Below are 26,750 nucleotides of genomic sequence, written 5' to 3'. Positions count from 1 at the left end.
CAGCCGCTAAGGCACCGCCAAACGAAAGGGGCGGTAACAGATATGCTGGGCCTAAAGTTCACTGCGCCACACTCCTACTCTACCATCTTGCCGCGTACGCGGCTGTGGATTGCTTCGCACACCGGACGGCGCTTTGCGCCGGGCCGGTGGCTCGCAATGACGGTGTGAAAATCCGGTATTTCGTCGGCTGCATTTTTCGGTCATGCTCTATGTTAACCATTACGTAGGGTGGGCAAAGGCGCCCTTTGCGCCGTGCCCACCATTTTCAGATGCGAAAAGATGGTGGGCACGCCATCGGGTGCGCGCGTTCGCGCGATCCGCAGGCTTTGCCCACCCTACAACAACGGCTTAATTCATCATCGTCAATGATGCATGCAGACGGAGGAACAGAGATGCAATGCAGGACCTTTGGGCGCACGGGCATGCAGCTCTCGGTGCTCGGATTTGGCTGCGGCGCGGTGGGCGGGCTGATGGTACGCGGCGATCCTGCCGACCAGGAGCGTACCATCGCGCGCGCCATCGCCGCCGGCGTAAACTACTTCGACACGGCGGTGCAGTACGGCAACGGCGAGTCGGAAAAGAACCTTGGCCGCGTCCTGCAAAAGCTGAAGCCGGCCAACGTTGCGGTCGGCACCAAGGTCCGCATTCCCCCCGGCGAGTTCGGCCGCATCGCCGAAGCCGTAAAGACGTCGCTCGAAGGCAGTCTGGCGCGTCTGCGTCTTGACCGGGTCGACATCTTTCACCTGCACAACGAGATTACCGAGGCCGGGGGCGGATCGGCGCTGAGCGTTCGACAGGTGCTGGACGACGTCGTGCCGGCATTCGAGCAGCTGCGTCGGCATGGCAAGACCCGCTTCCTCGGGATCACGGCCCTGGGCGACACGGCGGCCCTGCATCAAGTGATCGATGCACGTGCCTTCGACAGCGCCCAGGTCGTCTACAACATGCTCAATCCATCTGCCGCGGAGCCGTTGCCGCAAAACTATCCGGCGCAGGATTATGGACGATTATTCGATCATACCAAGATAGCCGGCGTTGGCGTGGTGGGCATCCGCGTGCTGGCGGGCGGCGCCTTATCGGGCTCATCAGAGCGTCACCCGATCGCGGGTCCGGCGCCCGAGCCGATCGGTTCGGCCATGAGCTACGATGCCGATGTCGCCCGCGCAGGCCGCCTGCTCCCGCTGGTCAAGGAGGGGTTTGCCACCAGCCTGACCGAAGCCGCCACGCGGTTTGCGCTGTCTCACCCCGCGATGGGCACGATCCTGGTCGGCATGGCGACGCCGCGGCAGTTCGAGGACGCACTCGCCGCGGTCGAAAAAGGCCCGCTGCCGCAAGCGGCGCTCGACCGGCTGTCGGCCCTGCGGCAGGAATTCTCCGGCGAACCACGATGAGCGGGCTGATAGGGTGCATCTCCTGGTTCGTCATTGAGACCATTCGGGCGCGCGAACGCGAGCCCGAATGAGCGAAGCAATCCATCGCCGCCACAGAAAGAAAAGCTGGATTGCTTCGTCGCACGGGCTCCTCGCAATGACGGTGAAGATCCCCGGCCAGTTACCACGTGGCGGTAAAGGCCTGCTGTAACTTGGCGGGCGCTGTCACGCCGTTGGCGATCAGCAGTTGAGTAAGAACGCGCGCCTTCTGGGGACTGAGGTCCTCGGAAACAACAAATCCGTATCTGTCGTCATCAACCTCGACATTTCGAGTAACAAAGCCGGATCGGACCCGCGTGGAACGAACGACGATGATGCCCTTTTTCGCAGCCTGTTCCAGTGCGTCGAGGGCTTGCTTCGACGTGTTGCCATCGCCGACGCCGGCCAGAACGATGCCTTTCGCGCCGTGCGAAATAGCGTCCTCAATCGGAACGGCGTCCATGTTGGCGTGCGAGTATACGATCTCGACGCGGGGCAATGGCTCGTTCGCCGGCAGATCATAGGTCGCGCGCTTCAGCCCTGAAGCCTGCGCCATGAAGCGAATACCACCGGCAGTATCGACATAGCCGATTGGTCCGCCGTTGGGAGAATTAAACGTCTCGATGCTCGTGGTATTGGTCTTGGTGACCAGGCGAGCCCCCTCGATCTTGTCGTTCAGCACGGCCATGACCCCGCGCCCGCGAGAACGCGGATCGGCCGCGACCTGGACTGCTTCGTACAGGTTGCCGGGGCCATCGGCGCTGACCGCGGTGGCCGGACGCATTGAACCCACGATCACCACCGGCTTGTCACCTTTAAGCACGTTATCCAGAAAAAACGTGGTCTCTTCCAGCGTGTCCGTGCCATGGGTCACGACGACGCCATCGGCCTCGTTGTTGTCGAAGGCCTGCTGGATACGATGGGCCAGCGCAAACCAGACCTTGTCGTTCATATCCTGGGATCCGATCGACGAAATCTGTTCGGCGCTCAGTTTCGCCAGTTTGTCCAGGCCTGGGACAGACTGGACCAGTTGTTCTCCCGTGATCTGACCGGATTTGTACGCGCCGGTCGCACGAGACTCTGCCTGACCTGCGATTGTCCCTCCCGTCGCGAGTACGAGAACTCGCGGCAGATTGGTGGCCGCGCCCGCATCCTTGCCTGGCTCTGCGGCATGTGCCGCCGCATTGATCACGAATGAGCACAGTGCGAGCGTGATCACGGCAATGGCGCGCATCGATATCCGGCTTTGCCGGCGGCGCGCTGGCCTGACGCTGTCCTTGCTCATCGAATTGACCTTTCTTTAGGCCATCAATACGCGATGCGGCTTCAATTGAGCCGAGCTTGATCACGCTGCGGCCGAGGTGGCCAGCAGTCCCGCGATGAAGGCAGGCCGGGCGAGTTTCAAGGGTCTTGTTCACCCGCGTCAGACAATTGTTTTCTAGCATTCGAATTTTGTCAATCCACGCTTACACTATAAGAGACCGATATCCGGCAGCCTTGGAAGGGTGCCGGGACACGGCCGGGTCGCAACGAGGAATTCCCGCATGACTTCCATCACGCCGTTCCTTTGGTTCGATAACAACCTCCGCGAGGCCGTCGCCTTCTACCAATCGGTGTTTCCTAATGCCAAGGTCGAAACCGTCAACGACTTCATGGCCACCTTCGAGCTCGAGGGACAAAAGTTCAACGCCCTCAATGGCGGCCCGAAATACAAGTTCAACGAAGCGATCTCCTTCTTCATCAGCGTCGAAAGCCAGGAAGAGATCGACTACTTCTGGAACAGGCTGATCGCCGACGGCGGCGAGGAATCGAGATGCGGTTGGCTCAGAGACAAATTCGGCCTGTCCTGGCAGGTTGTGCCCAAGGTCCTCGGCCGTTATCTCGGCGATCCCGATCGCAAAAAGGCCGATCGCGCCATGCAGGCCATGCTGAAGATGCATAAGATCGTCATCGCCGACCTCGACACGGCATATGCCGGCTGATGCGCGCGGCGACACCCGAAGCTCGTGGGGCGCATTGGAGCCGACATGTCCGCCATAAAATGGAATGTGAGAGCAACGAGGGATGGAAAGGCCGCTGTAGCAAAACGTGTCCGGCCGCGTTCGCTTGCCGCAGAGGTCGTGGAGCTTGGCCACTCACCCTCGCGCCTGTTGTATCGCCTGGAAGCGGGCGGCTATTCGGCCAGTTCGCGCATGACCTTGATAAGATCAGACTTGCCCTCAAAGCCGATCCCGGGCAGTTCCGGCATCGTGATATGACCATCTTGAACCCGGACAGTGTCGGGAAACCCGCCGTAAGGCTGGAACAGATCTGGGTAGCTCTCATTGCCACCCAGGCCGAGGCCCGCCGCGATGTTGAGTGACATCTGATGTCCGCCATGGGGAATGCAGCGGGACGGCGACCAGCCGTGCTGGGCCAGAACATCCAGGGTTCGCAGATACTCGACGAGGCCATATGAGAGAGCGCAATCGAATTGCAGCCAGTCGCGATCAGGCCGCATTCCGCCATAGCGCAGCAAATTGCGCGCGTCCTGGTGCGAAAACAGATTTTCCCCCGTCGCCATCGGTCCCGGATAAAATTCCGAAAGTGCGGCTTGCAGGGCGTAGTCGAGCGGGTCGCCTATTTCCTCATACCAGAACAGCGGATAGTCGCGCAGCATTTTAGCGTAAGCGATGCCGGTCTCAAGATCGAAACGTCCGTTTGCATCGACCGCAAGCCGAGCTTGCGATCCAATCTCCTTCAACACGGCTTCGATCCGCCCACGGTCTTCGTCGATCGACGCGCCGCCGATCTTCATCTTCACGACGTTGTAGCCACGATTGAGATAGCCGCGCATTTCAGCTTGCAGCGCGGAATTATCTTTCCCCGGGTAATAGTAGCCGCCAGCGGCGTAAACGAACACGCGCGGATTGGCCTTATGGCCCTTGTTCTCTGCCAGAAGGCGGAACAGGGGCTGACCGGCAATCTTTGCGACTGCATCCCAGACAGCCATGTCGAGCGTGCCGACGGCTACGGAACGCTCGCCGTGGCCGCCGGGTTTTTCGTTCGACATCATCGCCGCCCAGATTCGATGCGGGTCGAGATTGGTGCCCTCGTCGTTGAGAAAACTCTTGGGTTCAGCCTCGACGATACGATTGCGAAAGCGTTCCCGGATCAAGCCGCCTTGACCATAGCGACCATTCGAATTGAAACCGTAACCGACGACGCGGCGACCATCACGCATGACATCCGTCACCACGGCGACAAGGCTCGCCGTCATTTTCGAAAAATCGATATAGGCGTTCCGGATCGGAGAGGCGATGGGCTTGGTGATCTCGACGACATCGACGATACGCATGGTATGTTCCTTCCTTTGGTTCGCAGGGGTTTTGTGAGCTCTGACCCCGGATCGGACTGACACGCGTCGGGCCGATCGCGCAGGTCTTGTCAGGAGGATCGTTAAGGCTGGATCGAACCCAGAACCAATGCTAAGAGCGATATTAGTTATGTGGTTTCGGCATTACCATGGAACTGATTTGGCTGGAGGATTACCTTGCGCTCGCAGAAACCCTGAATTTTTCCAGGGCTGCCGACTTGCGTCACGTCACTCAACCGGCCTTTAGCCGAAGGATTAAGGCACTCGAAAGTTGGGTCGGCGCGGCACTATTCTCCCGCACGACGCATGGCGTTTCACTGACGCCGGCGGGTGAGCATTTTCACAATCAGGCCGAAGTATTGACCCGGGCCTTGCATCAATTGCGCCGCGACACAGTCGAAGTTTCGGGTCGAGGCACAAGGCCCCTGTCGATCGCGGCAACGCATGCGCTATCTTTCACGTTTTTCCCAAAATGGGTTCGCAGTAATGAAAAACTGTTGGCGCTTGGCAATCTCAACCTGATCTCCGACAGCATGCAGGCTTGCGAACAGATGATGCTGCGGGGCGATACCCAGTTTTTGCTCTGTCATTACCACCAGAACATGAGTAGCCGAGTTGAGACTGGACAATTCCGGAGCATCGTGGTCGGGACTGATACCCTGGTTCCGTTGAGCGCGCCTGACCAGACTGGAGTTCCTCGCTGGAGCCTTCGAGGAAGGAAATCCGTGAAGTACCTTGCCTATAGTGCACAGTCGGGATTGGGCCGAATAGTTGCCGCCCGGTGCGGCAAAGGTCGGGCCTTCACGCTCCAGACGATTTTCACTTCCCATCTTGCCGCAACGCTGTTGTCGATGGCGCGCGCGGGAGATGGTGTCGCATGGCTGCCCCGAACACTGGCCGAGGACGACATTTCATCCGGCCGGTTGGTTGAGGCTGGCGATCCGGGTTTGGAGATACCCATCGAAATTCGTCTCTTTCGGCCCGTGGCGCGCCAGAGCCATGCGGCCGAGTTGGTCTGGGCGGCCTTTGAGCACGTTGACGTTTCACCGTCTTGACGGGGAGCGAGCCGGGTCGACTTCTACCGCGCGGCTACCGAGAACATAAGTCGCATCGAGAGAGTCGCAAAATCTCCCAGCGTCATTCCGGGATGCGCCTTCCAGTCGGCGATAGCCGACTGAGGACGCAGGCCCGGAATCCATAACCCCGATTGGTGGTTATGAATTCCAGGCTCGCGCAAGAGCGCGCCCTCAGACGCGCCAATTGGCGCGTCGGGGAATGACGCAGAAAGCAAGCGTAGCCCGGATGAGCGAAGCGACATCCGACTTCCTCCTTGCGGCGGTCCGGCATATCGCGGAGCCTGTCATCGGGCGGCGCATTCGCGCCGACCCGTTGGCTCATGCGGACTAGTTGAGCGATTCCGTGAAACCAATCGTTTCCGGGCTCTCGGTCCTCATCCTGAGGAGCAAGCCTTCGCCCCAGAGGGCGAAGGCTTGCGTCTCGAAGGATGGCAGCTTGGACCGTCCTTTGCGGCCATCCTTCGAGACGCATCGCTTGCGCGATGCTCCTCAGGATGAGGACCTGGGAGGATGCCGATATGATCAGAACTTCGGAAACGCTGATCTAGTGGCTGATCATATCGGCATCCTCCCCGGACCTCATCCCGAGTTACCCACCGGCGGCACCGACCCTCTGCACATGAAACCCTTTCGAATGAAAGCCTGGCTCAAAATAGGGGTGATAAGGTGCATATCTTGGCTCGTCATTGCGAGCCAATCGGGCGCGCGAACGCGCGCCCGATTGAGCGAAGCAATCCATCGCCGCCGCAGAAAGAAAAGCTGGATTGCTTCGTCGCAAGAGCTCCTCGCAATGACGGTTCGAAGGTCCTCATCCTGAGAGGAGCAGCCTTTGCCCGGCACCGCGGTTACAGGAACTGTCAATCGGGCTGCGAAAAATTCATGGCTTCTACGCGGGGCGCACTCAGGCCGCGCGGACGCTATCCAGGAATCTCTCGACCTCGGCCTTGAGGTGTGTGCTCACTTCCGACAGTTGCTTGGCCGATTTCAGCATCAGGCCCGATGTCGTTCCGGTTTCGCGGGCATTGTGCGCGACGCGCTCGATGTTATCGGCGACAACGAGGGTGCCGCTGGCTGCGGCATCGACGCCTGCGGCGATGCTCTGGGTCGCGGTGTCCTGCTGCTCGACCGCAGAGGAAATCGAGGTGGTGATGCCGCTGATGCGTTCGATCGTCGTCCCGATCGCCCGGATCGCGCTGACGGATTCGCCGGTGGCGCGCTGCATGTTGGCAATGTGGGAGCCGATCTCGTCGGTGGCCTTGGCGGTCTGGCCCGCGAGGTTCTTCACCTCCTGCGCGACCACCGCAAATCCGCGGCCGGCGTCGCCGGCCCGAGCGGCCTCGATGGTCGCGTTGAGCGCCAGGAGATTGGTCTGCGCCGCAACCGATGTGATGAGCTTCAGCACTTCGCCGATCCGATCGCCCGCCGCCGACAGTTCCGCCATCCGCTGATCGGTGGCGCCGGCTTGCCTGACGGCATCGGCGGTAATGCCGTTCGACTCTGCAACCCGGCGGCTGATTTCCACGATCGACTGCGATAGCTCGTTCGAAGCGGTCGCTGCGCTGAGGACGTGCCCGGAGGCCTGCCTGGAAGCAGCGGCGGATTGGCCCGACATCTCGGCCGTGGTATGGGCGGTCTGGGACAGCCGGTGCGCATCCTTCTCAAACTGTCCCGACGAATCCAGCAGCCGCTCGATGATGCCGCCGATCCTGGTGCGGAATTCCTCGACAAATCGATTGCGCTCGTCCAGCCGGCGATCCATCGCGAGCCTTTCGGTGCTGATGCGTTCGGCCTCGAGCTCAGTATGTTGGATCTGGTGGTTCTTGAAGATGCCGACGGTTCGGGCGATCATGCCGATTTCGTCGTGGCGGCCGGCGTGTTGGACTTCGACCTCGGTGTTGCCGTCGGCCAGAACGGTCAGCGTTGCCGCGACGGCCTGCAACGGCCTGGTGATCCGGCGGACCAGCAGCATCGTGATCGCGAGCACGAGCAGAGCGGCGATGGCGGCGGCGATGGCCATGGCCCAGAGCGCCTGCCAAAGCATGCTATCGAGTTGAGTTGTGGGAATGCCGACATAGGCGATGCCGATTACTTTGTCGTTGCCACCGAACACAGGCTGATAGGCCGTGTAGAAACGACGGCCGAACAGCATCGCGGGGCCCTTATAGGTCTCGCCGCGGCGCAGCATCGCCTGCGCGGGGTGATCGGCGGCCAGTTGCGTGCCGACGGCCCGGTCGCCATTTTCTTTCTTCACATTGGTCGTTCGGCGGACGAATTGCTGCGACGCCTCGTCGTAAGCGAACAGTGTGGCCGTGCCGCCGACATAGGAAGTGGCCCGGTCCACAATCGCATGATCGCCGAATTCCGGCATCTGCGGAATTTCAATGCGCTCGACGATGCCCTCCCGGAGGACAATCCTCGCAGCGGGGAAGGCCTCACCAAAAGCCAGACTGAGCGTGCGCAGGTTGACGTCGATATCGCGCTTGGCGCGGGTATCGAAGTCGCGCGTCAGCGACGCGTAGCCCGCTCCCACCACGAGCGCCGTATTGACTGCGATCAGGAGCGCCGCGCTCAGGACGGCCTTTGGACCCAGGTTAAGGCGCCAAAAAACCAAGCCACTTTCTCCCGATCCGAATGCCATCGGCCGCTCCATAAAATCGGCCGTAGTCGTACTGTGTTACCTTTAAGAATTCCTTTTACCTGGTTATCGACCTCGTTCGGCCTCCGTCAGAGTTCTGTGTCTCAAAAAGTTTCAATCTATAATTGATAATATTGATATGCACTACCAAACTCACCCAAAGCTGCGCCAAAAACGCGAAAATGCGATTGATCGCAGTATCATGAGCGATCCGGGGGTCGGGCGAAAGCTGAAAGTCTGCCAGCCCGCTCCGCGGAGTCTGATCGGGCCGCCGCCCCCGACGATGCCACGCGGCTGATCTCATTGATGCGCGACCGCGCCTGGTTCCTGTCTGGTTCCGGACGTACCTTGCATTGCTCATCCTTACACTCCAGGATGGAGCATGCGGCCTCATCATTCGGATATTGCGGCGGTCGGGTTCTCGCCATCGATCATCAGGCTATCGATCATCAGGGTGTCATTGATGGCGCTGGTGCTGTTGTCCGTGCCTCGTGGCTCGCTGGCCCGGGACGATCAGGACTGGCTGTCCTGTAACGCGCCTGATGCCGACCACCTCGCCATTCCCGCCTGCACGCGCCTGATCGAGGCCAGTGACCTCTCGCAGAGAGATCGCGCCATCGCCTATGATCGCCGCGCCACTGCGCGTTGGCGGCAGCGCGATTTCAACGAAGCCATTGCCGATGCGAACTCAGCCCTTGAGATCAACCCGCGTTTTGCCGACGCTTTGGTGATACGCGGCGCCGCCTACGGCGGCAGGGGCGATGACGATCGAGCGCTCGCCGATTCCAGCAAGGCGATCGACATCGATCCGAACAACGACGTGGCCTACAGTAATCGCGGCATCGCCCGAGCCGACAAGGGCGACCTGGACGGTGCGATCGCCGACGCGACAAGGGCGATCGAGATCAACCCCAAATCCATCGCGGCCTATATGGCTCGCGGTTCTCACCGTGAGAAAAGGCGCGAGCATGGCAGCGCGTTTTCGGATTTCAACATGGCGACCGGAATCGAGCCCAAGGGCGGCTTCGACGGTTACCGGCCTCGCGGAGAAGCCTTCCTGCGCAAGGGCGACTTTGTCCACGCCATCGCCGATTTCAGCCGCTGGATTGAAATCGACCCTCAATGCGCCCTGGCTTACGCCATGCGCGGCGATGCCTATGTGCGGAGGGGCGACGCCCTCCACGCCCTTGCCGATGCCAGCACGGCGATCGACATCAATCCAAGATCCGTCGATGGCCATCGTATCAGGGGATATATCCATGCGTTGATGGGCGAGGTCGACCGTGCCATCGCCGACTTCACCGCCATGATCGAGATCGATCCGAACAACGCCTACGCCTATAACAGCCGTGGACGCTCCTACACGTTCAAAGGCGATTATGACCACGCGATCGATGATTTCACCAGGCAGATCGAGATCGACCCCGGCGACGCGGATGCCTATCGCTTCCGCAGCCTGGCCCATGCGCGAAAGCACGACAACGACGCAGCGCTCGCCGACTACGGCCGGGCGATCGAGATGACGAAAACGACGCAGCGCTCGCCGACTACGGCCGGGCGATCGAGATGACGAAAGCCAGACTGGAATCCTCCAATTTCCCGCCGCCGCCATGACCCTCAAGCCCCCATGGACTGGCAAAATTTAGAAAAATTTGCCTCGATGCGGAGGCGCGGAAGGAGGGCGACCACAAGGGTTGCTACCGGGATCGACATGGCGTAGGGGCGCCCCTTGTGGGCGCCCCGTTCGAGCGTCATTGCCGGCTGAGCTCGAACAGCCGGCTCGGGCTGAGCGGGATTTCTTTTAATTCGACGCCCCGGGCTTTGAGATCGAGCGCGTCTTCGATCGCTTGCGCAAACAGCGGTCCCACCGGAATGGCGCCGGCTTCGCCCGCGCCCTTGATGCCCAGGGGATTGAGCGGGGATTTGGTCACGGTGTGGGCGAGCTCGATCCGCGGCACTTCCAGGGCCGTCGGCAAGAGATAGTCGGCCAGCGAGGCGTTCAGCAGCTGTCCCTGTTCGTCGAACACCAGTTTCTCGTAGAAGGCGTTGCCGATGCCCTGCGCCACGCCGCCGTGGATCTGGCCGGCCAGGATCATCGGGTTGATCACGGTGCCGCAGTCATGCACCACGACGTATTTGATGATCTTCAGCTCAAAGGTCCGGGGATCCATTTCGATGATCATGGCGTGGACGCCGTTGGCCGTCGCGCCCATCCTGGGGCCGAAATATTGCGTCGATTCCAACCCCGGTTCGGTGCCGGGCTGGACCGCGCCGCGCATCGGATTGGCAAGCCGTGCGAGATCGCCGAGTGAGACGAATTTTTCGGGGATGCCCACGATCGAGACCTTGCCGTCGTCAATCACAAGGTCTTCCTCGGCGCATTCGAACAGGTCGCTGGCAAGTTTCAGCGCCTTCTTGCGCACCACCTTTGAGGCCTCGTTGACGGCGTTGCCGGCGACCACCGCGCCCCGGCTCGCAAAAGTGCCGGCGCCCCAGTAGAACTGATCGGTATCGCCGGTGACGACGTTGATGTCGGTCACGGCAACGCCGAGCTGGTCGGCCGCGATCTGGGCAAAAACGGTAAAATGTCCCTGGCCCTGGGTGCCGATCCCGGTGGCGACGCTGACTTTGCCGTTGGATTGCACCTGGACTTTTGCACCTTCGTAGGGGCCGATGCCGGTGCCTTCGACGTAGCAGGCAATGCCGATGCCGAGATGGCGGCCTTCGAGCCGCCCCGCGGCCTGCTCCTCCTTGAAGGTGTTGTACCCGATCGCCTCAAGCGCCATGTCGAGCACCGGCTCGTAGTTGCCGCTGTCATATTCGAGCGGCGCAAAATCCTGGTAGATGATTTCGTTCTTGTAGGGGAAGGCCTCGGGCGGAATCAGATTGCGCCGCCGGATTTCGGCCGGGTCGATGTTCAGCTCATGGGCGGCGAAGTCGAGCAGGCGTTCCATGACAAATACGCCATGCTGGCGGCCGGCGCCGCGATACGGCGTGACGATCGGCAGGTTGGTGAACACCTGCGTAAAAGTGCTGTCATAGTTCGGCACGACATAGGGGCCGAGCAGGGTGCATTGGCTGTTGATCGGCACCGTCAGGCCATAGGGATCGTAGGCGCCGCCGTCATGCAGGAACACGTCCCTGATGCCGAGGATCCGCCCCTCCTTGGTGAGCGCGATCTCGGCATCGTGAATCTGGCCGCGCTCGTGGGTGGTGGCAAAGAAATGCTCCAGCCGGTCCTCGATCCACTTGACCGGCCGGTTCAATTGCATGGACACCCAGGGAAGCAGCACCTCCTCGGGATAGAACATCATGATCTTCGGACCAAAACCACCGCCGACGAACGGCGCGATGACGCGAACCTGGCGCTCGTTGAGCCCGAGCACGCCGGCCAGCCCATTGCGGACGAACACCGGCGCTTGCGTCGTATCCCAGATCGTCATCTGATTGGCGCGCCCATCCCATTGCGCCACCACGCCGCGGGTTTCGATCGGCGAGGAAATGCCGTGCTCGTAGTGAAAACGCCGCCGGATGATGTGATCAGCCTGTGCCGCCGCCGCCGCATAATGGCCCTTGGTTTGCCGGACGTGAGCTGACACGTTGGAGCCGACGTCATCGTGGACCAGCGCCGATCCGTCGCCGAGCGCCTGTTCCAGATCGACCACCGCGGGGAGCTGTTCGAGTTCGACGTCGATATCATCGAGCGCGTCCTCGGCGATATAGCGGCTCTCCGCGATCACGATCACCAGGGGCTCACCGACGTGACGGACTTTTTCCTTCGCGAGCGGCACCTGGGTGCGCGCGTTGAAGACAATGCCGGCGATGGGCGGAGGCGGCACCAGGACCGGGCCGGGCTGCCAGTAGTCGCCGAGATCGCCGGCCGCATAGGCGGCGACCACGCCGGTCCGCTGCAAGGCCCTGCGCACGTCGATTTTCAAAATGCGGGCATGCGCGGCCTGGCTGCGCAACAAGGCGGCGTGCAGCATGCCCGGCAGCTCGACGTCGTCGATGAACAGCGCCTGGCCGGTGAGAAGCCTGCGGTCCTCATTGCGTTTGACCGGTTCGCCGAAGGTGCGGGTGGACATCGGCTCAGACCCGCATGCGGTTCGCCGCCGCCATCACGGCGTCGACGATATTCTGGTATCCGGTACAGCGGCACAAATTTCCCGACAGCGCCTCGCGGACTTCGGCTTCGGTAGGCGAGGGGTTTTCCCGCAGATAGGCCGACATGGTCATCAGGATGCCCGGCGTGCAGTAGCCGCATTGCAGGCCATGGTGATCGTGCATGGCCTGTTGCAGCGGGTGGTATTCGCCGTCCTTACTGGCAAGGCCTTCGATGGTCGAGATTTCGTGCTGGTTGGCCTGAACCGCCAACATCAGGCAGGCCCGCACCGGCTCGCCGTCGAACAGGATGGTGCAGGCACCGCAGACGCCATGCTCGCAGCCGACATGGGTGCCGGCAAGGCCGAGCTCGTGACGCAGGAAGTCGCTGAGCAGCATGCGCGATTCGACCCGGCGCTGGCTGCTGCTGCCATTCACCACCAGCGTAATGTCGTGATCATCCCTGTCCATGGCGCACCCGCTGATAGGCTAAATGCAGCGCGCGCTCGGTAAGAACGCCGGCGACATGGCGCTGATAGTCAGGGGTGGCGTGAACGCTGCCGCCGGGATCGATCATCGCCTGCACCGCGGCCGCGACGTCGCGGACCGCCGCTTCGCCCGGGACCTGCCCGGTGAGGAGAGCCGCCGCCGCACTGGCATCGATCGGGGTCTCGCCGACCCCGCATAAGGTCAGCCTGATATCGCTGCATTGATCCTGATCGTCCAGTGTCACGACAGCGGCTACGCCGGCGATGGCAAAATCGCCTTTCCGGCGTGCGATCTCCATGAAGCAGGTGCCGGTGCGCGGCAGCAGCAATGGCAATTCGATTTCCACCAGCATTTCATCGGGCGCAAGATCGGTCGTGAGACCGCCGACGAAGAAGTCCGAGGCTTCAATCCAGCGTTCGCGTTCGAGGGCCTGAACGCGAAATCGGGCACCCAGGGCCAGGGTGATCGCAGGGAGCTCCGAAGCCGGATCGGCGTGCGAGAGGTTACCGCCGATGGTGCCGCGGTTGCGGATTTGCGGGTGCGCAATATGCGGCAGCGCCTCGCCGATCAGGGGAAACTGGCGGGCGAGGGCCGGGTCGCGCTGCAGGGCCCGGTAGCGCGTCAGCGCTCCGACCCGCGTCGTTTGCGCCGACGGACGTATACCGGCCAAATCCCCGATCCCGTTGATGTCGATCAGGATCGCCGGCCGGGCCAGGCGAAAATTCATGGTCGGCATCAGGCTCTGTCCACCGGCCAGAAATTTGGCTTCGTCGCCATGCTCCGACTTCAGCGCCAGCGCCTGCGCAAGCGAGGTCGCGGCGATATATTTAAAGGCAGCAGGCTTCATGGCGCTCGGGTGCAGGCAGTCCAAACGCGGTCTTGGCGCTCGGGGCGACAAGCCGCTTTCGAAGTATGAGACGGCCCCCCGCGCAAGTCAAAATATCGCGCCGCTTTTCGGCTATTTGAAAATCCGATAGGGGTATGTTGGACCCCGATGGTTGTTCTTGCCCATTAATATCTCCGCGTGCGTAAACATTGAGCGCGCCATTTGCAGCGGCGTTTGTCACTATTTGCTCATGGCCGGACGATGCCGAAGTCATTGATGCCAGATCATCCCGGAGCTACGCTGCGGCCGGGCGGCAAACAAGTGTCGATTGCTCCGATCGCACCGGTGACCATGAACAAGACACCATGAACAAGACAGTGGATGCCACGGCTCAATCAGGATCGGCGCCGCGGCGGCTGGCGGTCGACGTCCACAATGTTTCGCTGACCTTCCAGACCGCCGACGGCAAGGTCGATGCGCTGTCGGATGTCAGCCTGCAGATCGCCGACGGCGAGTTCGTCTCCTTCATCGGACCCTCGGGCTGCGGCAAGACTACGATGCTGCGCCTCATCGCCGATCTGCAGCAGCCGACGGCCGGCGCGCTTCTGGTCAATGGCGTCAGTGCGGAGCAGGCGCGGCTCGAGCGCAGGTATGGCTACGTGTTTCAGGCCCCGGCGCTGTTCCCGTGGCGCACCATCGAGAAGAATCTGAAACTGCCGCTGGAGATCATGGGTTTTTCCGAGGCCGAGCAGCGACAGCGCGCCGAGCGCTATCTGGCGCTGGTCAATCTCAGTGGTTTCGAGCGCAAATATCCCTGGCAATTGTCCGGCGGCATGCAGCAGCGGGTCTCGATTGCCCGCGCGCTGTCGTTCGACCCGGCGCTGTTGTTGATGGACGAGCCGTTCGGCGCGCTCGACGAGATCGTTCGCGACCATCTCAACGAGCAACTGCTGCAGCTCTGGGACAAAACCGGAAAGACCGTCTTGTTCGTGACCCATTCGATTCCCGAAGCCGTGTTCCTGTCGAGCAAGATCGTGGTGATGTCGCCGCGCCCGGGGCGGATCATCGATATCGTCGATTGCAATTTTCCGCGCCATCGCACCCTGGAAATTCGCGAGACCCCCGAGTTTCTCAGGATCGCGCAACGCGTGCGCGTTGGCCTGCGGGCCGGGCATTCCTATGACGAGTAGCGCGCTCGCTTTCGCGACGCCTTCTGCCGGCACGCTGCGGCGTCATCCGTTGCTGGTTCGCTATGCGCCTATAGGGACGATCGTTCTGGCGCTGATGGCGATCTGGTACATTGCGGCAGTGCTGATGAACCTTTCGCTGGTGCGCGACGCCTTCGAACGGGAGGAGACGGCCTACACCATCTCGGACCTGATCGCGGGCACCATGAGCGCGGAGCGGCCGCTTTTGCCGGCGCCGCACCAGGTCATCTCAGCCTTCACCGACGGGGTCTTCGGCTATGCGCCGACCGCGCCGCGCAGCCTGGTCTATCACTCGGCAGTGACATTGTCGGCGACGTTGCTCGGCTTCGCACTCGGGGCGATGCTGGGCATCGCCCTGGCGCTGATGATCGTGCACAGCCGGGTGCTGGAGAAGAGCCTTTTGCCCTGGATCATCTGCTCGCAGATGGTCCCGATCCTGGCGCTGGCGCCGATCTTCATCGTCGTGCTCGGCGCCATCGGGCTGCAGGGATTGCTGCCGAAGTCGATCATTTCGGCCTATCTGTGTTTCTTCCCGATCACGATCGGGATGGTGAAGGGCTTTACCGCGCCCGACCCGATGCAGCTCGATCTGATGCGGACATGGTCGGCAACCCCAAGGCAGGTGCTCGCAAAACTGCGCTGGCCGTCGGCCGTTCCCTACCTGTTCGCGAGCCTCAAGGTCGCGATATCGATCTCGCTGATCGGCGCCATTGTGGCTGAGCTTCCGACCGGAGGAGAGGCCGGCATCGGCGCCCGGCTTTTGGCAGGATCCTACTATGGCCAGACCATCCAGATCTGGGCGGCGCTGCTGGCGGCGGCGATCCTGGCCTCGGGGTTGATCGGACTGGTGGACCTCGCCGAACGACTGGTCGGCTTGCGCATGGGGGCGCGGCCGTGAACACGCACAAGCTGAGGCTGGGATTCGTCTTCGCCGCCGCAGCCATGCTGTTGGCTCTGATCTTGCCGCTTTCGCTTGAGGCAGCCGCCGCGTTGCCGGCGCGGCCTATGCTGTTGGCGCTGACGCTCGCGGCAGCGCTGTTATTCGCGGCCGCGGCCTGGGCGGGCGGATCGCGGGCCATCGCGCCCGGTCTCGCCGGCGTGTTGTGCGCCGCTGCGACCACGCTCGCATTGCTGCGCGACCCTGATCTCGCGGGATCGGCCGCGGCGGGCTTTTGGGCGATGGTGCTGGCGGCCTGGCTTGCAGCCGCCCTTTGCGTGATGCAGTTGGCGACCGCGCGGCCGCGTGCGGGGTCGGCGCGCCGCGCGCTCGACCTGGCGATCCCGCTGCTGTTCGGGGCTGCCGTGTTCTATCTCTGGGAAGTGGCGGTGCGCGGCTTCGGCGTGTCCCCGGTGATCATGCCGGCGCCGAGTGCCGCGGCCGCCCGATTCGCCGCGTCCTTGCCGACCCTCGGTGCGGATTTCGTCCAGACCTTCGTGCGCGGCGTGCTGATCGGATATGTCATCGGCTGCGGTGCGGGCGTTCTGGTCGCGATCACAGCGCAACGTTTCCCCTTTCTCGGGCGCGGCCTGTTGCCCCTGGGCAGTTTCTTTTCGGCATTGCCGCTGGTAGGCGTAGCGCCGATCATGGTGATGTGGTTCGGTTTCGACTGGCCGTCGAAGGCCGCCGTGGTGGCGCTGGTGACCTTCTTCCCGATGCTCGTGAATACGCTCGCGGGCCTGTCCGCATCCGGCCATATGGAGCGGGATCTGATGCGATCCTACGGCGCCGACCACCGGCAGATGTTGACCAAACTTTATCTGCCGGCGGCGCTGCCGTTCATTTTCAACGCGCTGAAGATCAACGCCACGCTGGCGCTGATCGGCGCCATCGTCGCCGAGTTCTTCGGAACCCCGACCCAAGGCATCGGCTTCCGGATTTCGACGGAAGCGGGCCGAATGGCGATCGACATGGTGTGGGCGGAAATCGCGCTTGCCGCGATCGCGGGAATGGCCTTTTACGGACTTGTCGCGCTCGCCGAGCGCGCGACTACTTTCTGGCATCCATCCTATCGAACCTAGTTCGGCGGGTTCTCAGAAGCTTCGGAGTATCGAATGAAAAAAATACTGGCACTCGCAGCGGGCATGACCTTAGGCGTGTCGCTTTCGACCGCGCAGGCGGCCGACCCCGTCACCATCCAGCTGAAGTGGGTCGCGCAGGCCCAGTTCGCCGGTTACTTTGTCGCCAAGGAAAAGGGCTTCTACAAGGACGCAGGCCTCGACGTCACGATCAAGCCGGGTGGTCCCGATGTCGCGCCCCCGCAGGTGATCGCCGGCGGCGGTGCCGACGTGGTGGTCGACTGGATGCCGTCGGCACTGGCGTCGCGCGAAAAGGGCGTGCCGCTGGTCAATATTTCGCAGACCTTCAAGAAGTCCGGACTGGAACTGACCTGCCGCGCCGAGACCGGCATCAAGAAGCCCACCGACTTCAAGGGCAAGACCATTGGAGTCTGGTATGGCGGCAACGAGTATCCGTTCCTGTCCTGGATGTCGAAGCTTGGCATCAAGACCGACAGCTCGCCCACCGGCATCAAGATCATCAAGCAGGGTTTCAATGTCGATCCGCTGCTGCAGAAGCAGGCCGACTGCGTTTCGACCATGACCTACAACGAATATTGGCAGGTCATCGATGGCGGCTACAAGCCGAGCCAGCTGGTTGTCTTCAAATATGAAGACGAGGGCGTAGCGACCCTGGAGGACGGCCTCTATGTGCTGGAGAAAAATCTGAAAGACCCGGCATTCGTCACCAAGATGGCAAAGTTCGTCAAGGCCTCGATGAAGGGCTGGGACTACGCCAAGAGCCATCCGGACGAGGCCGTGAAGATCATCCTCGCCGGCGACACCACCGGCGCGAAAACCGAAAAGGACCAGAAGCGGATGATGGGGGAAATCGGCAAATTGCTCGGCGCCGCCGACGGCAAGCTGGACGTCAAGGATTTTGACCGGACGGTCGCCACCCTGCTGTCGGGCGGATCAGACCCGGTCATCACCAAGAAGCCGGAAGGCGCCTACACCTTCGCCGTCTACGAAGCGATGAAGTGATCGAGCCGAAGGGCCAATTGATCGGAGCGGGCGGCCGGCAGATCCGGCCGCCCGCTCCTGCCAGCACAGCGATCGACGGCTGCTCGGATTCGTGACATGCGCCTTTTTGGGATCAGCCCTCCTTAAATGTCAGCGCTCCTCACGACAATTTGTGCGGCGCAACATCGGCGCTTTGCCTAGGTTGAAAATCTGGAAATCGAGCCGATCCCGGCGATTGAAGTTTTCTTGAAGGGTTTAAATGGGGCTCGTTAAATACGCGCTCAAATTCCGCGTCTCCTTCTATGTATTGTCATTGCTGATGATGCTGGGCGGCGTCGGTGCCATCATCGTGATGCCGAAAGACGTCCTGCCAACGGTGGATATTCCGGTTGTCGTCGTGGTCTGGACCTACACCGGCCTCGACACCACGGACATGGCACAGCGGATCACGACCTATAGCGAGTTTTCGCTCTCCAACAACGTCAACAGCATCAGGCGGATGGAGAGTACGACGCTGCAGGGCGTGGCGATCGAGAAGATCTATTTCGATCAGCGGGTGTCGATCGATTTGGCGATCGCGCAGGTTGTGTCGGCGATGAATTCGATCCGTGCGCTCATGCCGCCTGGCATCCAGCCTCCGATCGTGATGCGCTTTTCGGCATCGTCGGTTCCGGTTGTTCAGCTCGCGCTCTCATCGGAAAAGCAGAGCGAAGCGCAACTTTACGATTATGCGCAATTCCGCATCCGTCAGACGCTGACCCAGGTGCCGGGTTCGACATTGCCTTCGCCCTATGGCGGCGCGCCGCGGCAGATCATGGTCGATCTCGATATGCACGCGCTGCAGGGTTACGGTCTCACCCCCCTCGATGTCACCAACGCGATTTCCGCGCAAAATCTCACCGTGCCGTCCGGCCAGTCCAAGATCGGGGACTGGCAATATCCGATCCGGCTGAACTCTGCGCCGGAAGCGATCCCGGCCCTCAACGCGCTGCCCATCAAGGTGGTGGCGGGGTCGCCGGTTCTGGTGCGTGACGTCGCCTACGTCCGGGATGGCGCCCCGCCGCAGCAGAATATCGTCCGCGCCAACGGGCGCCGCTCCATTTTGCTGACGATCCTGAAAAACGGCGAGGCCTCGACGTTGTCGGTGGTCAACAACGTCAAAGGATTTCTGGCGCAGATCCGGGCCGCGGCGCCCGACGGCGCCAAGATCGACCTGTTGTTTGACCAGTCGGTATTCGTCTCCGGCGCCATCGCCGACGTGGTCCGCGAGGCCGTGATCGCCGCCGGCCTGACCGGCCTGATGATCCTGTTATTCCTCGGCTCGTGGCGGTCCACGCTGGTGGTCCTGATCTCTATTCCGCTTTCGATCCTGACGTCGCTCGCGGTGCTGGCGCTGATGGGCGAAACCATCAACATCATGACGCTGGGCGGCCTTGCGCTGGCGGTAGGCATTCTGGTCGACGATGCCACCGTGGCGATCGAGAACACCTACCGTCTGATGGAGGAGGGCCATCCATTCCGGAATTCGGTCGCCGAGGGCGCGGCCGGAATTGCCAAGCCGGCCTTGATCTCGACGCTGGCGATCTGCGCGGCCTTTGTCTCGGTTCTGTTCCTGAAGGACACGCCAAAGTTCCTGTTCACGCCGCAGGCGTATGCCGTGGTGTTTGCGATGCTGACGTCCTATCTGCTGTCGCGAACCATCGTGCCGATCTTCATCGACGTGCTGGTCAGACGTGAATATGACCGGCGTTTCGGCGGGCCACAGCGCCAGCACGGCGAATCGGGCGGAGGCCGGCCAGGACCGTTCGCGCGGTTTCATGCCGGCTTCGAACGCTCTTTTGCGCGTTTCCACGCCGGATATCTCGGATTGCTGCATGTCGTCATCCGCAGCCGGATCGCAACGCTCGCCGTCGTCGGCGCCGTCGTCGCGCTCGCCGCCGGCCTCTTTACGTTCGTCGGGCAGGATTATTTCCCGCAGATCGATGCCGGCGAACTGACGCTTCATGTCCGCACCCGGTCGGGGATGCGCATTGAGTCCGCCGAGCAGACTTTTGCGGCCGTCGAGGATACCATCCGCAAGGTGATCAAGCCGGACGATCTCGGACTGATCCTGGACAACATCGGACTGCCCGCGAGCAACTACAATTTTGCGTTCGGGGATGGATCGTTTGTTTCGAACTATGACGGCCAGATCCTGATTTCGCTCCGGGAAGGTCATGCGCCGACCAACGCCTACCGGAAAGCCCTGCGCAAGGTCCTGAATGAAACCTACCCGGACACGGTGTTCTACTTTCAGCCTTCCGACATCATCACCCAGATCCTGGACTTCGGTACGCTGACGCCGATCGACGTTCAGGTCACCGGCCGCAACGCCGCCAAGGATCTTGAAGTCGCCAAGCACATCGAGCAGCGGCTGCGTAATGTTCGCGGCGCGGTCGATGTTCATATCCAGCAGATCACCGACGCGCCCGAATTTTTCGCCGACATCGATCGGCAGATGGCGGGAGAAATCGGCTTGACCGAGCAGCAGATCGCCAACACGTTGAATATTTCGCTGGCCGGCAGCTTTCAGGTCACCCCGAATTTCTGGGCCGATCCCAAGACCGGCATCCCCTATCAGCTCTGGGTTCAAACCCCTGAATACCGCAACAACTCGCTGACCGACGTCGGTAACACCCCGCTGTTCGTCCAGGCCGCAGCCAACGCGTCGTCAGGAGGTGTGGTGACGCTGTTCAACAACGTCGCCAAACTGCGCCGGCAGTCGGAGCAGACCGTGGTCAATCATCTCAACACCCAGCCGAAATACGATATTTTCGCCAGCGTGCAGGATCGGGACCTCGGTTCGGTAAGCCGCGAGATCGAAAAGATCATGCAGGATGAGCAGCCAAATCTGCCGGTTCCGGATCGGATCTCGGTGCTGGGCCAGATCGCCGATATGCACAGCGCCTTCGAGAACCTCGGCATCGGCCTCGCCATCGCGATGATCGCCGTCTATCTCCTGATGGCGGTCAACTTTCAAAGCTGGGGTGACCCTTTCGTGGTGCTGGCGGCGTTGCCGCTGGCGTTTTGCGGCATCGTGATGAGCCTGTTCGTGACCCAGACGACGTTCTCGATTCCTTCCTTGTTTGGCGCGATCATGAGCGTCGGCGTCGCCAGCGCGAACTCCATCCTTCTGGTGACGTTTGCCCGCGAGCATCGTGAGCAAACCGGATGCAGCGCCGTGGAGGCCGCGCTCAAGGCCGGAGAGACCCGGCTGCGGCCGGTCTTGATGACCGCGGCCGCGATGTTTGTCGGATTGATTCCGATGGCGCTTGGCCTCGGCGAGGGCAGCGAGCAGAACGCGGCCCTGGCACGCGCTGTGCTTGGTGGCATCCTGGTGGGCACCTGCTCGACGCTGCTGTTTGTGCCCTTTCTCTATTCCGTCTTGCGGACCGGCAAGGCCGAGCCCCTGAAAGACTATCTATGAGCAAGATCGAGCTATGAACAAGATCGAGAAAATGCCCGTGACCGAGCCGCCCGACGAAACGGCGCCAAAGGCCCACGATAAGCCGGCTGGGCCGTCGGCGGTACCTCCGCCGCCCTCCAAATGGCTTTTCGCCGCCGTGTTGGTCGTCGTCGCTCTGGTGCTGGGTTACGGAGCGCTTGGCCATTGGCGAACCGACGCGGCCGCCGCGGAGACCCAGCGCGAGGCCATCGACTTCGTGCCGGCGGTGCGCACCACAACGGTGAAAGTGTTGTCCGATCCGATCGAGACGACATTGCCCGGGCAGACCGACGCCTTCGATCGCGCCAACATCTTCGCACGCGCCACCGGCTACGTCGCCGAGCGCATGGTCGATATCGGCAGCAGCGTCAAGAAAGGCGACGTGCTCGCGCGCATCGCCGCACCGGATCTCGATCGTCAGCTCGATCAGGCGGTGGCGCAGCTCGGACAGGTCCAGGCGGCACTGGCCCAAGCCCAAGCCCAGGTCAGCCTGGCCGAGGCGAACCTCAGACTTGGCAAATCCAACTTCGCGCGATCCGACGATCTCGTGAAGAAGGGCTTTGATACTTTCCAAAATCACGACACCCAGGAGGCCAACGTTTCGACGCAGCAGGCCAACCTCGATGCCGCCCATGCCGGCGTCAAGCTAGCCGAGGCCAATATTCAGGCCCAGGAAGCAACGGTGAACCGGCTGCGGACGCTGGCCGAGTTCGAGCGCGTCCGGGCACCGTTCGACGGGGTGGTGACGGTGCGCAACGTCGACATCGGCGACCTCGTCAATGCCGATACCGGGGGTGGCACGCCGATGTTCACGATGGTGCGCGATGATGTGCTGCGGGTTTCGGTCAACGTGCCCCAGAGTCTGGCGATCGCGATGCGTGATGGTCTCGATGCCAACGTCCAGGTGTTTGAGCTTCCCGGCCGAAGCTTCGCCGGCAAGGTGGCGCGCAGTTCGGGCGCGCTGCTGTCGTCGTCGCGGACGCTTGCGGTCGAGGTCGATGTCAATAATAGCGCGCATATCCTGCGCGCGGGCCTGTTCGTCAATGTGTCGTTTGCGATTCCCCGCGAGCATCCCAACGCCGTCATCCCGGCGGAAGCCCTGATCTTCAATCAGGGGGGATTGCGGGTCGCGCTCATCAACGACGACAAAAGCATCCACCTGCAGCCTGTCACCGTGTACCGGGACTCCGGCGCCACGCTTGAACTCAGCGATGGCCTGCGCGGCGGCGAAAACATCGTGCTCAATCCGCCAACCAGTCTGCGCGAAGGCGGCAGGGTCAAGGTCGCAACCGACCAGAAGATTGCCGAAGCTTTGAAACAATAAGAGACCGGCTCGGGCGCTGAACCCTTAGGATCCGCACGCCCAGCCGTCGAGCACCAAGCGTGCCGCGCGCTTAGCGTCACGCGCGGCATTTTTGTTGCCTTCAGCGGCGGCAATGATCGACCCCATCATCATGGCAGATACTTGACCGTCGCCCCGAACCGGAATTCAATTGAGACAGACTGGTCTGTACAGAGCTAGGTAAGCCGGTCTGTCCAAAAAAATCCCCAGCAATTTGCACAGGAGAGGAAGCCATGCCGATCCCCACCGAACCCGTTGGATCGTTGCCCCGTCCGATGAAGCTGCAGGAGGCCATCAAGGCTTACGATGCCGGCAAGATCAACCATGAGGCGCTGGAGCGCGAACAGGATGCCGCGTGTCTCGACTCGATCAAGCGGATGGAGGCGACCGGCTCGCCGATCGTTTCCGACGGCGAACAGCGGATGTCGAGTTTTGCGACTTATCCACTGGCCGATACGCTGGCGGGAACCGGCGTCGCCGATCATTTGGCGCTCGACGGCCAGTATTTTGCGATCTTCACCGATGGCCATCACCGGCAATTGCCGCGGCTGACCGGTGGGCCGTTCAGGTACCGGACCTATGCGTCGCAATATGTCGAGAAGGCCATCAAGATGGCGACCAAGCCGCTGAAGCAGGCGGTGATCGCGCCCTCCATGCTGGCGCTGTTATATCCGCTCGACCAGGAAGTGCCGGGCTATACGCGCGAGCAGTTCCACTCCGACCTCGTCAACGAGTGCGAGAAGGATATTCGCGGGGCCTTCAAGGCTGGCGCCAAGCGGGTCTCGATCGACTTCACCGAAGGCCGGCTGGCCTGCCGCAACGATCCCAACAATCCCTGGACCGGGCGCAAGATGCTGCCGGGCTTCATCGCGCTCAACAACCGCGTGCTCGACCGCTTCACGCCGGAGGAGCGCAAGAACATCGGCATTCACACCTGCCCCGGTGGCGATTGCGACGCTACCCATAGCGCTGATGTTGATTACGCCGACCTGCTGCCCAGCCTGTTCGAGATGAACGCGGGCTATTTCCTGATGCAGCTTTCCAGCGAGCCGGACAAGGAGCGTGTCTACAAGCTGATCGGCGAGAAGATCCGGAAGGATGCCAAGGGCGTGAAACAGTTGGCCTTCATCGGCGTGATCAACCCGCAGAACCCGCGGGTCGAGACGCCGGAGGAAGTCTGCAACGATCTCGTGACCGCGGCCCGCTATATTCCGCGGGATCAGCTTGGCGCGACCGATGATTGCGGCTTCTCGCCGTTCTCCATCGACATCAAGCCGAAGCACGGCTCGCCGGACCTGGCGCGTGACATCGCCTTCCAGAAGATCACCAGTCGCCTGAAGGGCGCGGCAATGGCTTCGCAAAAACTTGGACTTGCCGCCGCCGCCTAGGTATCGGGCCGCGTCGAGACGGCGGGATGGGACCCGCAAGGCTCCATCCCGCCGCCGTCGGCCACATGGGCGGCGCTGACCCGCGCCTCTTGCGTGAACAAAACAGCGCCACCATCTGACGGGCGAAGGAACCCGCGATGCTGGATTTTACCCACGACACGTCATTCACACTCGACCAATCAGATGAGAGCCGGTCAACGCCATCGGCCGAACCAACCGCCGCCAGCGAGCAAGCCTTGCTCGACGCCTATTCTCATGCCGTGATCGGCGTGGCCGAACGGGTCGGTCCCGCGGTGGTGCGCGTCGAGGTCGGCGCCAACGCCAAGAACCCGCGCGAGCGCGCCAGGCAGGGCTCCGGCTCCGGCATCGTCATCTCCCCGGACGGCTTGGTGCTGACCAATAGCCACGTGGTCGGCGCGTCAAAGCAGATCAGGCTGCGCGACCATGAGGGCATCGTCACCGACGGTCGCGTCCTCGGCGTCGATCCCGACACCGATCTGGCGTTGCTGCGCGCCGATGGCGCGCGGGATTTGCGCTACGCCTCGCTCGGCAATTCCAAGAGCCTGCGCCGCGGCCAGCTCGTGGTTGCGATCGGAAATCCGCTGGGCTTTGAATCGACCGTCACGGCGGGCGTGGTGTCGGCGCTCGGCCGCTCGATCCGCTCGGTGACCGGCCGCACCATCGAAGACGTCATTCAGACCGACGCCGCGCTCAATCCGGGCAACTCGGGCGGACCGCTGGTATCGTCCGCGGCCGAGGTGATCGGCATCAACACCGCGATCATCAGCGGCGCGCAGGGCATATGTTTTGCGGTCGCCAGCAATACCGCGCAGTTTGTCTTGTCGGAAATCATCCGGCACGGCTATGTCCGGCGCGCCTATATCGGCGTGTCCGGTCAGACCGCGCCTGTTCCAAGAAGGCATGCGGTGGTCGCCGGTGTCGAAAACAAGATGGGGGCGCTATTGACGGGAATCGAGCCTGACGGGCCGGCGGCACAAGCCGGGCTATTGCCCGGCGATGTCGCGATCCGGCTGGACGGCATGGACATCAACGGCGTCGATGATCTGATCCGCACGCTTGATCGCGAGCGGATCGATCGCACCATCGAGATGGATGTGCTGCGGATGGGCCGGCTGCGCACCATCGACATCCACCCGGTCGAACGCAAGCCGTCGGCGCGATAGGGCCTGGTTCCATAGAGCTTGAGGGTTGGTTCGATTCTGTCGAACCATCCACGCACATGCGTGATCTCTCGCCCGGCGCCCTTGCTCTCAGGGGTGGAATGAGGCCGTTACACCTACTTTAGGTCCTTAGGGCGGGTTGGAGGCGAAGCCGTAACCCGCCACTTCAGAGAACGACGGACTACGATTTGTTAATTTATATGGATGCACGACCTATCGTGTCGGGAGATGGCGGGTTACGCCTTCGGCTCCAACCCGCCCTTGACCTACTTTAGTTGCGCCATCGTCAAGGTATTTGCGACGCGGTTTTGCTTGGCTTGCGTTCGCAGGCATGGCTTGATAGGTCCAAGGGCAGAAACAAGAGGCCCAAGAGGCCTTATCCAGCGGAGAGAAACGACATGAAAAAAACGTCCCAGCCACCGTTCTCCGGGTCATTGCGGCGGCTTTCCGGCGCTATTGTGCTCGGCCTGCTTGCGACGGCGTCCGGTCCGGCGCTGGCCGCCGACCCCATCAAGATCGGCGTGATCGCGGAAGCCCAGGCGATCGCCGGCGCCTCGATCCCTCAGGCCGCCCAGATGGCGGCTGACGAAATCAATGCCAAGGGCGGCGTCGACGGACGCAACATCGAGATCATCACCTACGACAACCATTCCTCCTCGGCCGATTCCGTTCGCGCCTTCCAGCGCGCGGTCAACGAGGACAAGGTCAACATCGTCATCGCCAGCTACATCAGCGAAGTCGTGCTGGCGCTGGAGCCCTGGGCCGCGCGGCTGAAGACCGTCATGATTACGCCGGGCGCCGCTTCGGACGTCATCACCGCGAATATCGCCAAGGACTACGCACACAATAAATATACGTTCCACGGCTACCTCACCTCGGGCGCGCTGTCGCAGCTCGTCTGCGACGCCGCCAAGGACATGCTGGTCGATGGCCTCAAGATGAAGACCGCCGTGATCATGAGCGAGGACGCCGCCTGGACCGGGCCGCTCGACGCCGGCTACGCGGCCTGCCTGCCGAAGGTCGGGCTCAAAGTTCTCGACCACATCCGCTTCTCGCCCGACACCACCGATTTCACGCCGATCTTCAACAAGATCGAAGGCGAGAAGCCGGATGTGATCATCACCGGCATCTCGCATGTCGGCGTGCAGCCGACAGTGCAATGGCAGAGCCAGCAGGTGCCGATACCGATGTTCGGCGTCGCCTCGCAGGCGACCAATTCGACTTTCTGGAAGGACACC

The 26,750-nt window shown here is 62.0% G+C and carries 19 protein-coding genes; 13 read left to right on the top strand and 6 right to left on the bottom strand.

The annotated features are described in order from the left end of the window. The first annotated feature begins 392 nt into the window (after positions 1-392). Complete coding sequence (locus ABSG20_RS12185; RefSeq protein ID WP_423864749.1) at positions 393-1,391, top strand: aldo/keto reductase; 999 nt, start codon at positions 393-395, stop codon at positions 1,389-1,391. 160 nt (positions 1,392-1,551) lie between these two features. On the opposite strand, the gene ABSG20_RS12180 is transcribed toward ABSG20_RS12185, so the two are convergent. Further along, on the bottom strand, positions 1,552-2,694 hold the full coding sequence (locus ABSG20_RS12180; RefSeq protein WP_423864748.1) for an asparaginase: 1,143 nt from the start codon (positions 2,692-2,694) through the stop codon (positions 1,552-1,554). A 259-nt stretch (positions 2,695-2,953) separates the two neighbouring features. On the opposite strand from ABSG20_RS12180, the gene ABSG20_RS12175 reads away from it, so the two are divergent. Then, positions 2,954-3,391 (top strand): VOC family protein, encoded by a 438-nt coding sequence (locus ABSG20_RS12175; RefSeq protein WP_423864747.1) that lies wholly within the window; start codon positions 2,954-2,956, stop codon positions 3,389-3,391. Positions 3,392-3,582: 191 nt separating this feature from the next. Here ABSG20_RS12175 and ABSG20_RS12170 read toward each other — a convergent pair whose 3' ends face one another. Further along, a complete protein-coding gene (locus ABSG20_RS12170; protein ID WP_423864746.1) occupies positions 3,583-4,746 on the bottom strand; it encodes a mandelate racemase/muconate lactonizing enzyme family protein in 1,164 nt (387 codons plus the stop codon). 167 nt (positions 4,747-4,913) lie between these two features. Between ABSG20_RS12170 and ABSG20_RS12165 the strand changes: the two genes are divergently transcribed. Then, positions 4,914-5,819 carry a LysR family transcriptional regulator gene (locus ABSG20_RS12165; protein ID WP_423864745.1) on the top strand — a complete coding sequence of 302 codons (906 nt, stop codon included), beginning with the start codon at positions 4,914-4,916 and terminating at the stop codon, positions 5,817-5,819. Positions 5,820-6,741: 922 nt separating this feature from the next. Here the strand turns inward: ABSG20_RS12165 and ABSG20_RS12160 are convergent. Continuing rightward, the gene (locus tag ABSG20_RS12160; protein WP_423864744.1) at positions 6,742-8,478 is read right to left on the bottom strand and encodes a methyl-accepting chemotaxis protein; all 1,737 of its coding nucleotides are present in this window, start codon (positions 8,476-8,478) and stop codon (positions 6,742-6,744) included. 379 nt (positions 8,479-8,857) lie between these two features. Here ABSG20_RS12160 and ABSG20_RS12155 point away from each other — a divergent pair, with 379 nt between their 5' ends. Then, positions 8,858-10,045: a tetratricopeptide repeat protein gene (locus ABSG20_RS12155; protein ID WP_423864743.1), complete on the top strand. Its 1,188-nt coding sequence runs from the start codon at positions 8,858-8,860 to the stop codon at positions 10,043-10,045. Positions 10,046-10,226: 181 nt separating this feature from the next. On the opposite strand, the gene ABSG20_RS12150 is transcribed toward ABSG20_RS12155, so the two are convergent. Genes ABSG20_RS12150 through ABSG20_RS12140 form a run of 3 tightly spaced genes read right to left on the bottom strand, consistent with a single transcriptional unit; the run spans position 10,227 to position 13,912 of the window. Further along, complete coding sequence (locus ABSG20_RS12150; protein ID WP_423864742.1) at positions 10,227-12,560, bottom strand: molybdopterin cofactor-binding domain-containing protein; 2,334 nt, start codon at positions 12,558-12,560, stop codon at positions 10,227-10,229. A 4-nt stretch (positions 12,561-12,564) separates the two neighbouring features. Beyond that, the gene (locus ABSG20_RS12145) at positions 12,565-13,047 is read right to left on the bottom strand and encodes a (2Fe-2S)-binding protein (protein ID WP_423864741.1); all 483 of its coding nucleotides are present in this window, start codon (positions 13,045-13,047) and stop codon (positions 12,565-12,567) included. Next, positions 13,034-13,912 carry an FAD binding domain-containing protein gene (locus ABSG20_RS12140; RefSeq protein WP_423864740.1) on the bottom strand — a complete coding sequence of 293 codons (879 nt, stop codon included), beginning with the start codon at positions 13,910-13,912 and terminating at the stop codon, positions 13,034-13,036. Before ABSG20_RS12140 ends, ABSG20_RS12145 begins: the two co-directional genes overlap by 14 nt. A 344-nt stretch (positions 13,913-14,256) precedes the next feature. Between ABSG20_RS12140 and ABSG20_RS12135 the strand changes: the two genes are divergently transcribed. From ABSG20_RS12135 to ABSG20_RS12095, 9 genes are all read left to right on the top strand, one after another. Then, on the top strand, positions 14,257-15,081 hold the full coding sequence (locus tag ABSG20_RS12135; RefSeq protein WP_423864739.1) for an ABC transporter ATP-binding protein: 825 nt from the start codon (positions 14,257-14,259) through the stop codon (positions 15,079-15,081). Further along, on the top strand, positions 15,071-15,997 hold the full coding sequence (locus ABSG20_RS12130) for an ABC transporter permease (protein ID WP_423864738.1): 927 nt from the start codon (positions 15,071-15,073) through the stop codon (positions 15,995-15,997). The genes ABSG20_RS12135 and ABSG20_RS12130 overlap by 11 nt, the downstream gene beginning before the upstream one ends. Before the next feature lie 44 nt (positions 15,998-16,041). Then, positions 16,042-17,118, top strand: coding sequence for an ABC transporter permease (locus tag ABSG20_RS12125; protein ID WP_423864750.1), 1,077 nt, complete (start codon positions 16,042-16,044; stop codon positions 17,116-17,118). A gap of 33 nt (positions 17,119-17,151) precedes the next feature. Beyond that, the gene (locus ABSG20_RS12120; RefSeq protein WP_423864737.1) at positions 17,152-18,138 is read left to right on the top strand and encodes an ABC transporter substrate-binding protein; all 987 of its coding nucleotides are present in this window, start codon (positions 17,152-17,154) and stop codon (positions 18,136-18,138) included. 238 nt (positions 18,139-18,376) lie between these two features. Beyond that, on the top strand, positions 18,377-21,583 hold the full coding sequence (locus ABSG20_RS12115; protein WP_423864736.1) for an efflux RND transporter permease subunit: 3,207 nt from the start codon (positions 18,377-18,379) through the stop codon (positions 21,581-21,583). Positions 21,584-21,596: 13 nt separating this feature from the next. After that, on the top strand, positions 21,597-22,925 hold the full coding sequence (locus tag ABSG20_RS12110; RefSeq protein WP_423864735.1) for an efflux RND transporter periplasmic adaptor subunit: 1,329 nt from the start codon (positions 21,597-21,599) through the stop codon (positions 22,923-22,925). A gap of 251 nt (positions 22,926-23,176) precedes the next feature. Then, a complete protein-coding gene (locus ABSG20_RS12105) occupies positions 23,177-24,331 on the top strand; it encodes a uroporphyrinogen decarboxylase/cobalamine-independent methonine synthase family protein (RefSeq protein ID WP_423864734.1) in 1,155 nt (384 codons plus the stop codon). 137 nt (positions 24,332-24,468) lie between these two features. Beyond that, positions 24,469-25,515 carry a S1C family serine protease gene (locus tag ABSG20_RS12100; protein WP_423864733.1) on the top strand — a complete coding sequence of 349 codons (1,047 nt, stop codon included), beginning with the start codon at positions 24,469-24,471 and terminating at the stop codon, positions 25,513-25,515. Positions 25,516-25,910: 395 nt separating this feature from the next. Continuing rightward, the coding region (locus ABSG20_RS12095) for an ABC transporter substrate-binding protein (protein WP_423864732.1) at positions 25,911-26,750 on the top strand (840 nt) is incomplete at its 3' end.

The organism is Bradyrhizobium sp. (assembly GCF_049512235.1).
Taxonomy (GTDB): Bacteria; Pseudomonadota; Alphaproteobacteria; order Rhizobiales; family Xanthobacteraceae; genus Bradyrhizobium.
The sequence above is the reverse complement of the archived record's forward strand: the minus strand, read 5'-3'. Positions and strand labels throughout refer to the sequence as shown.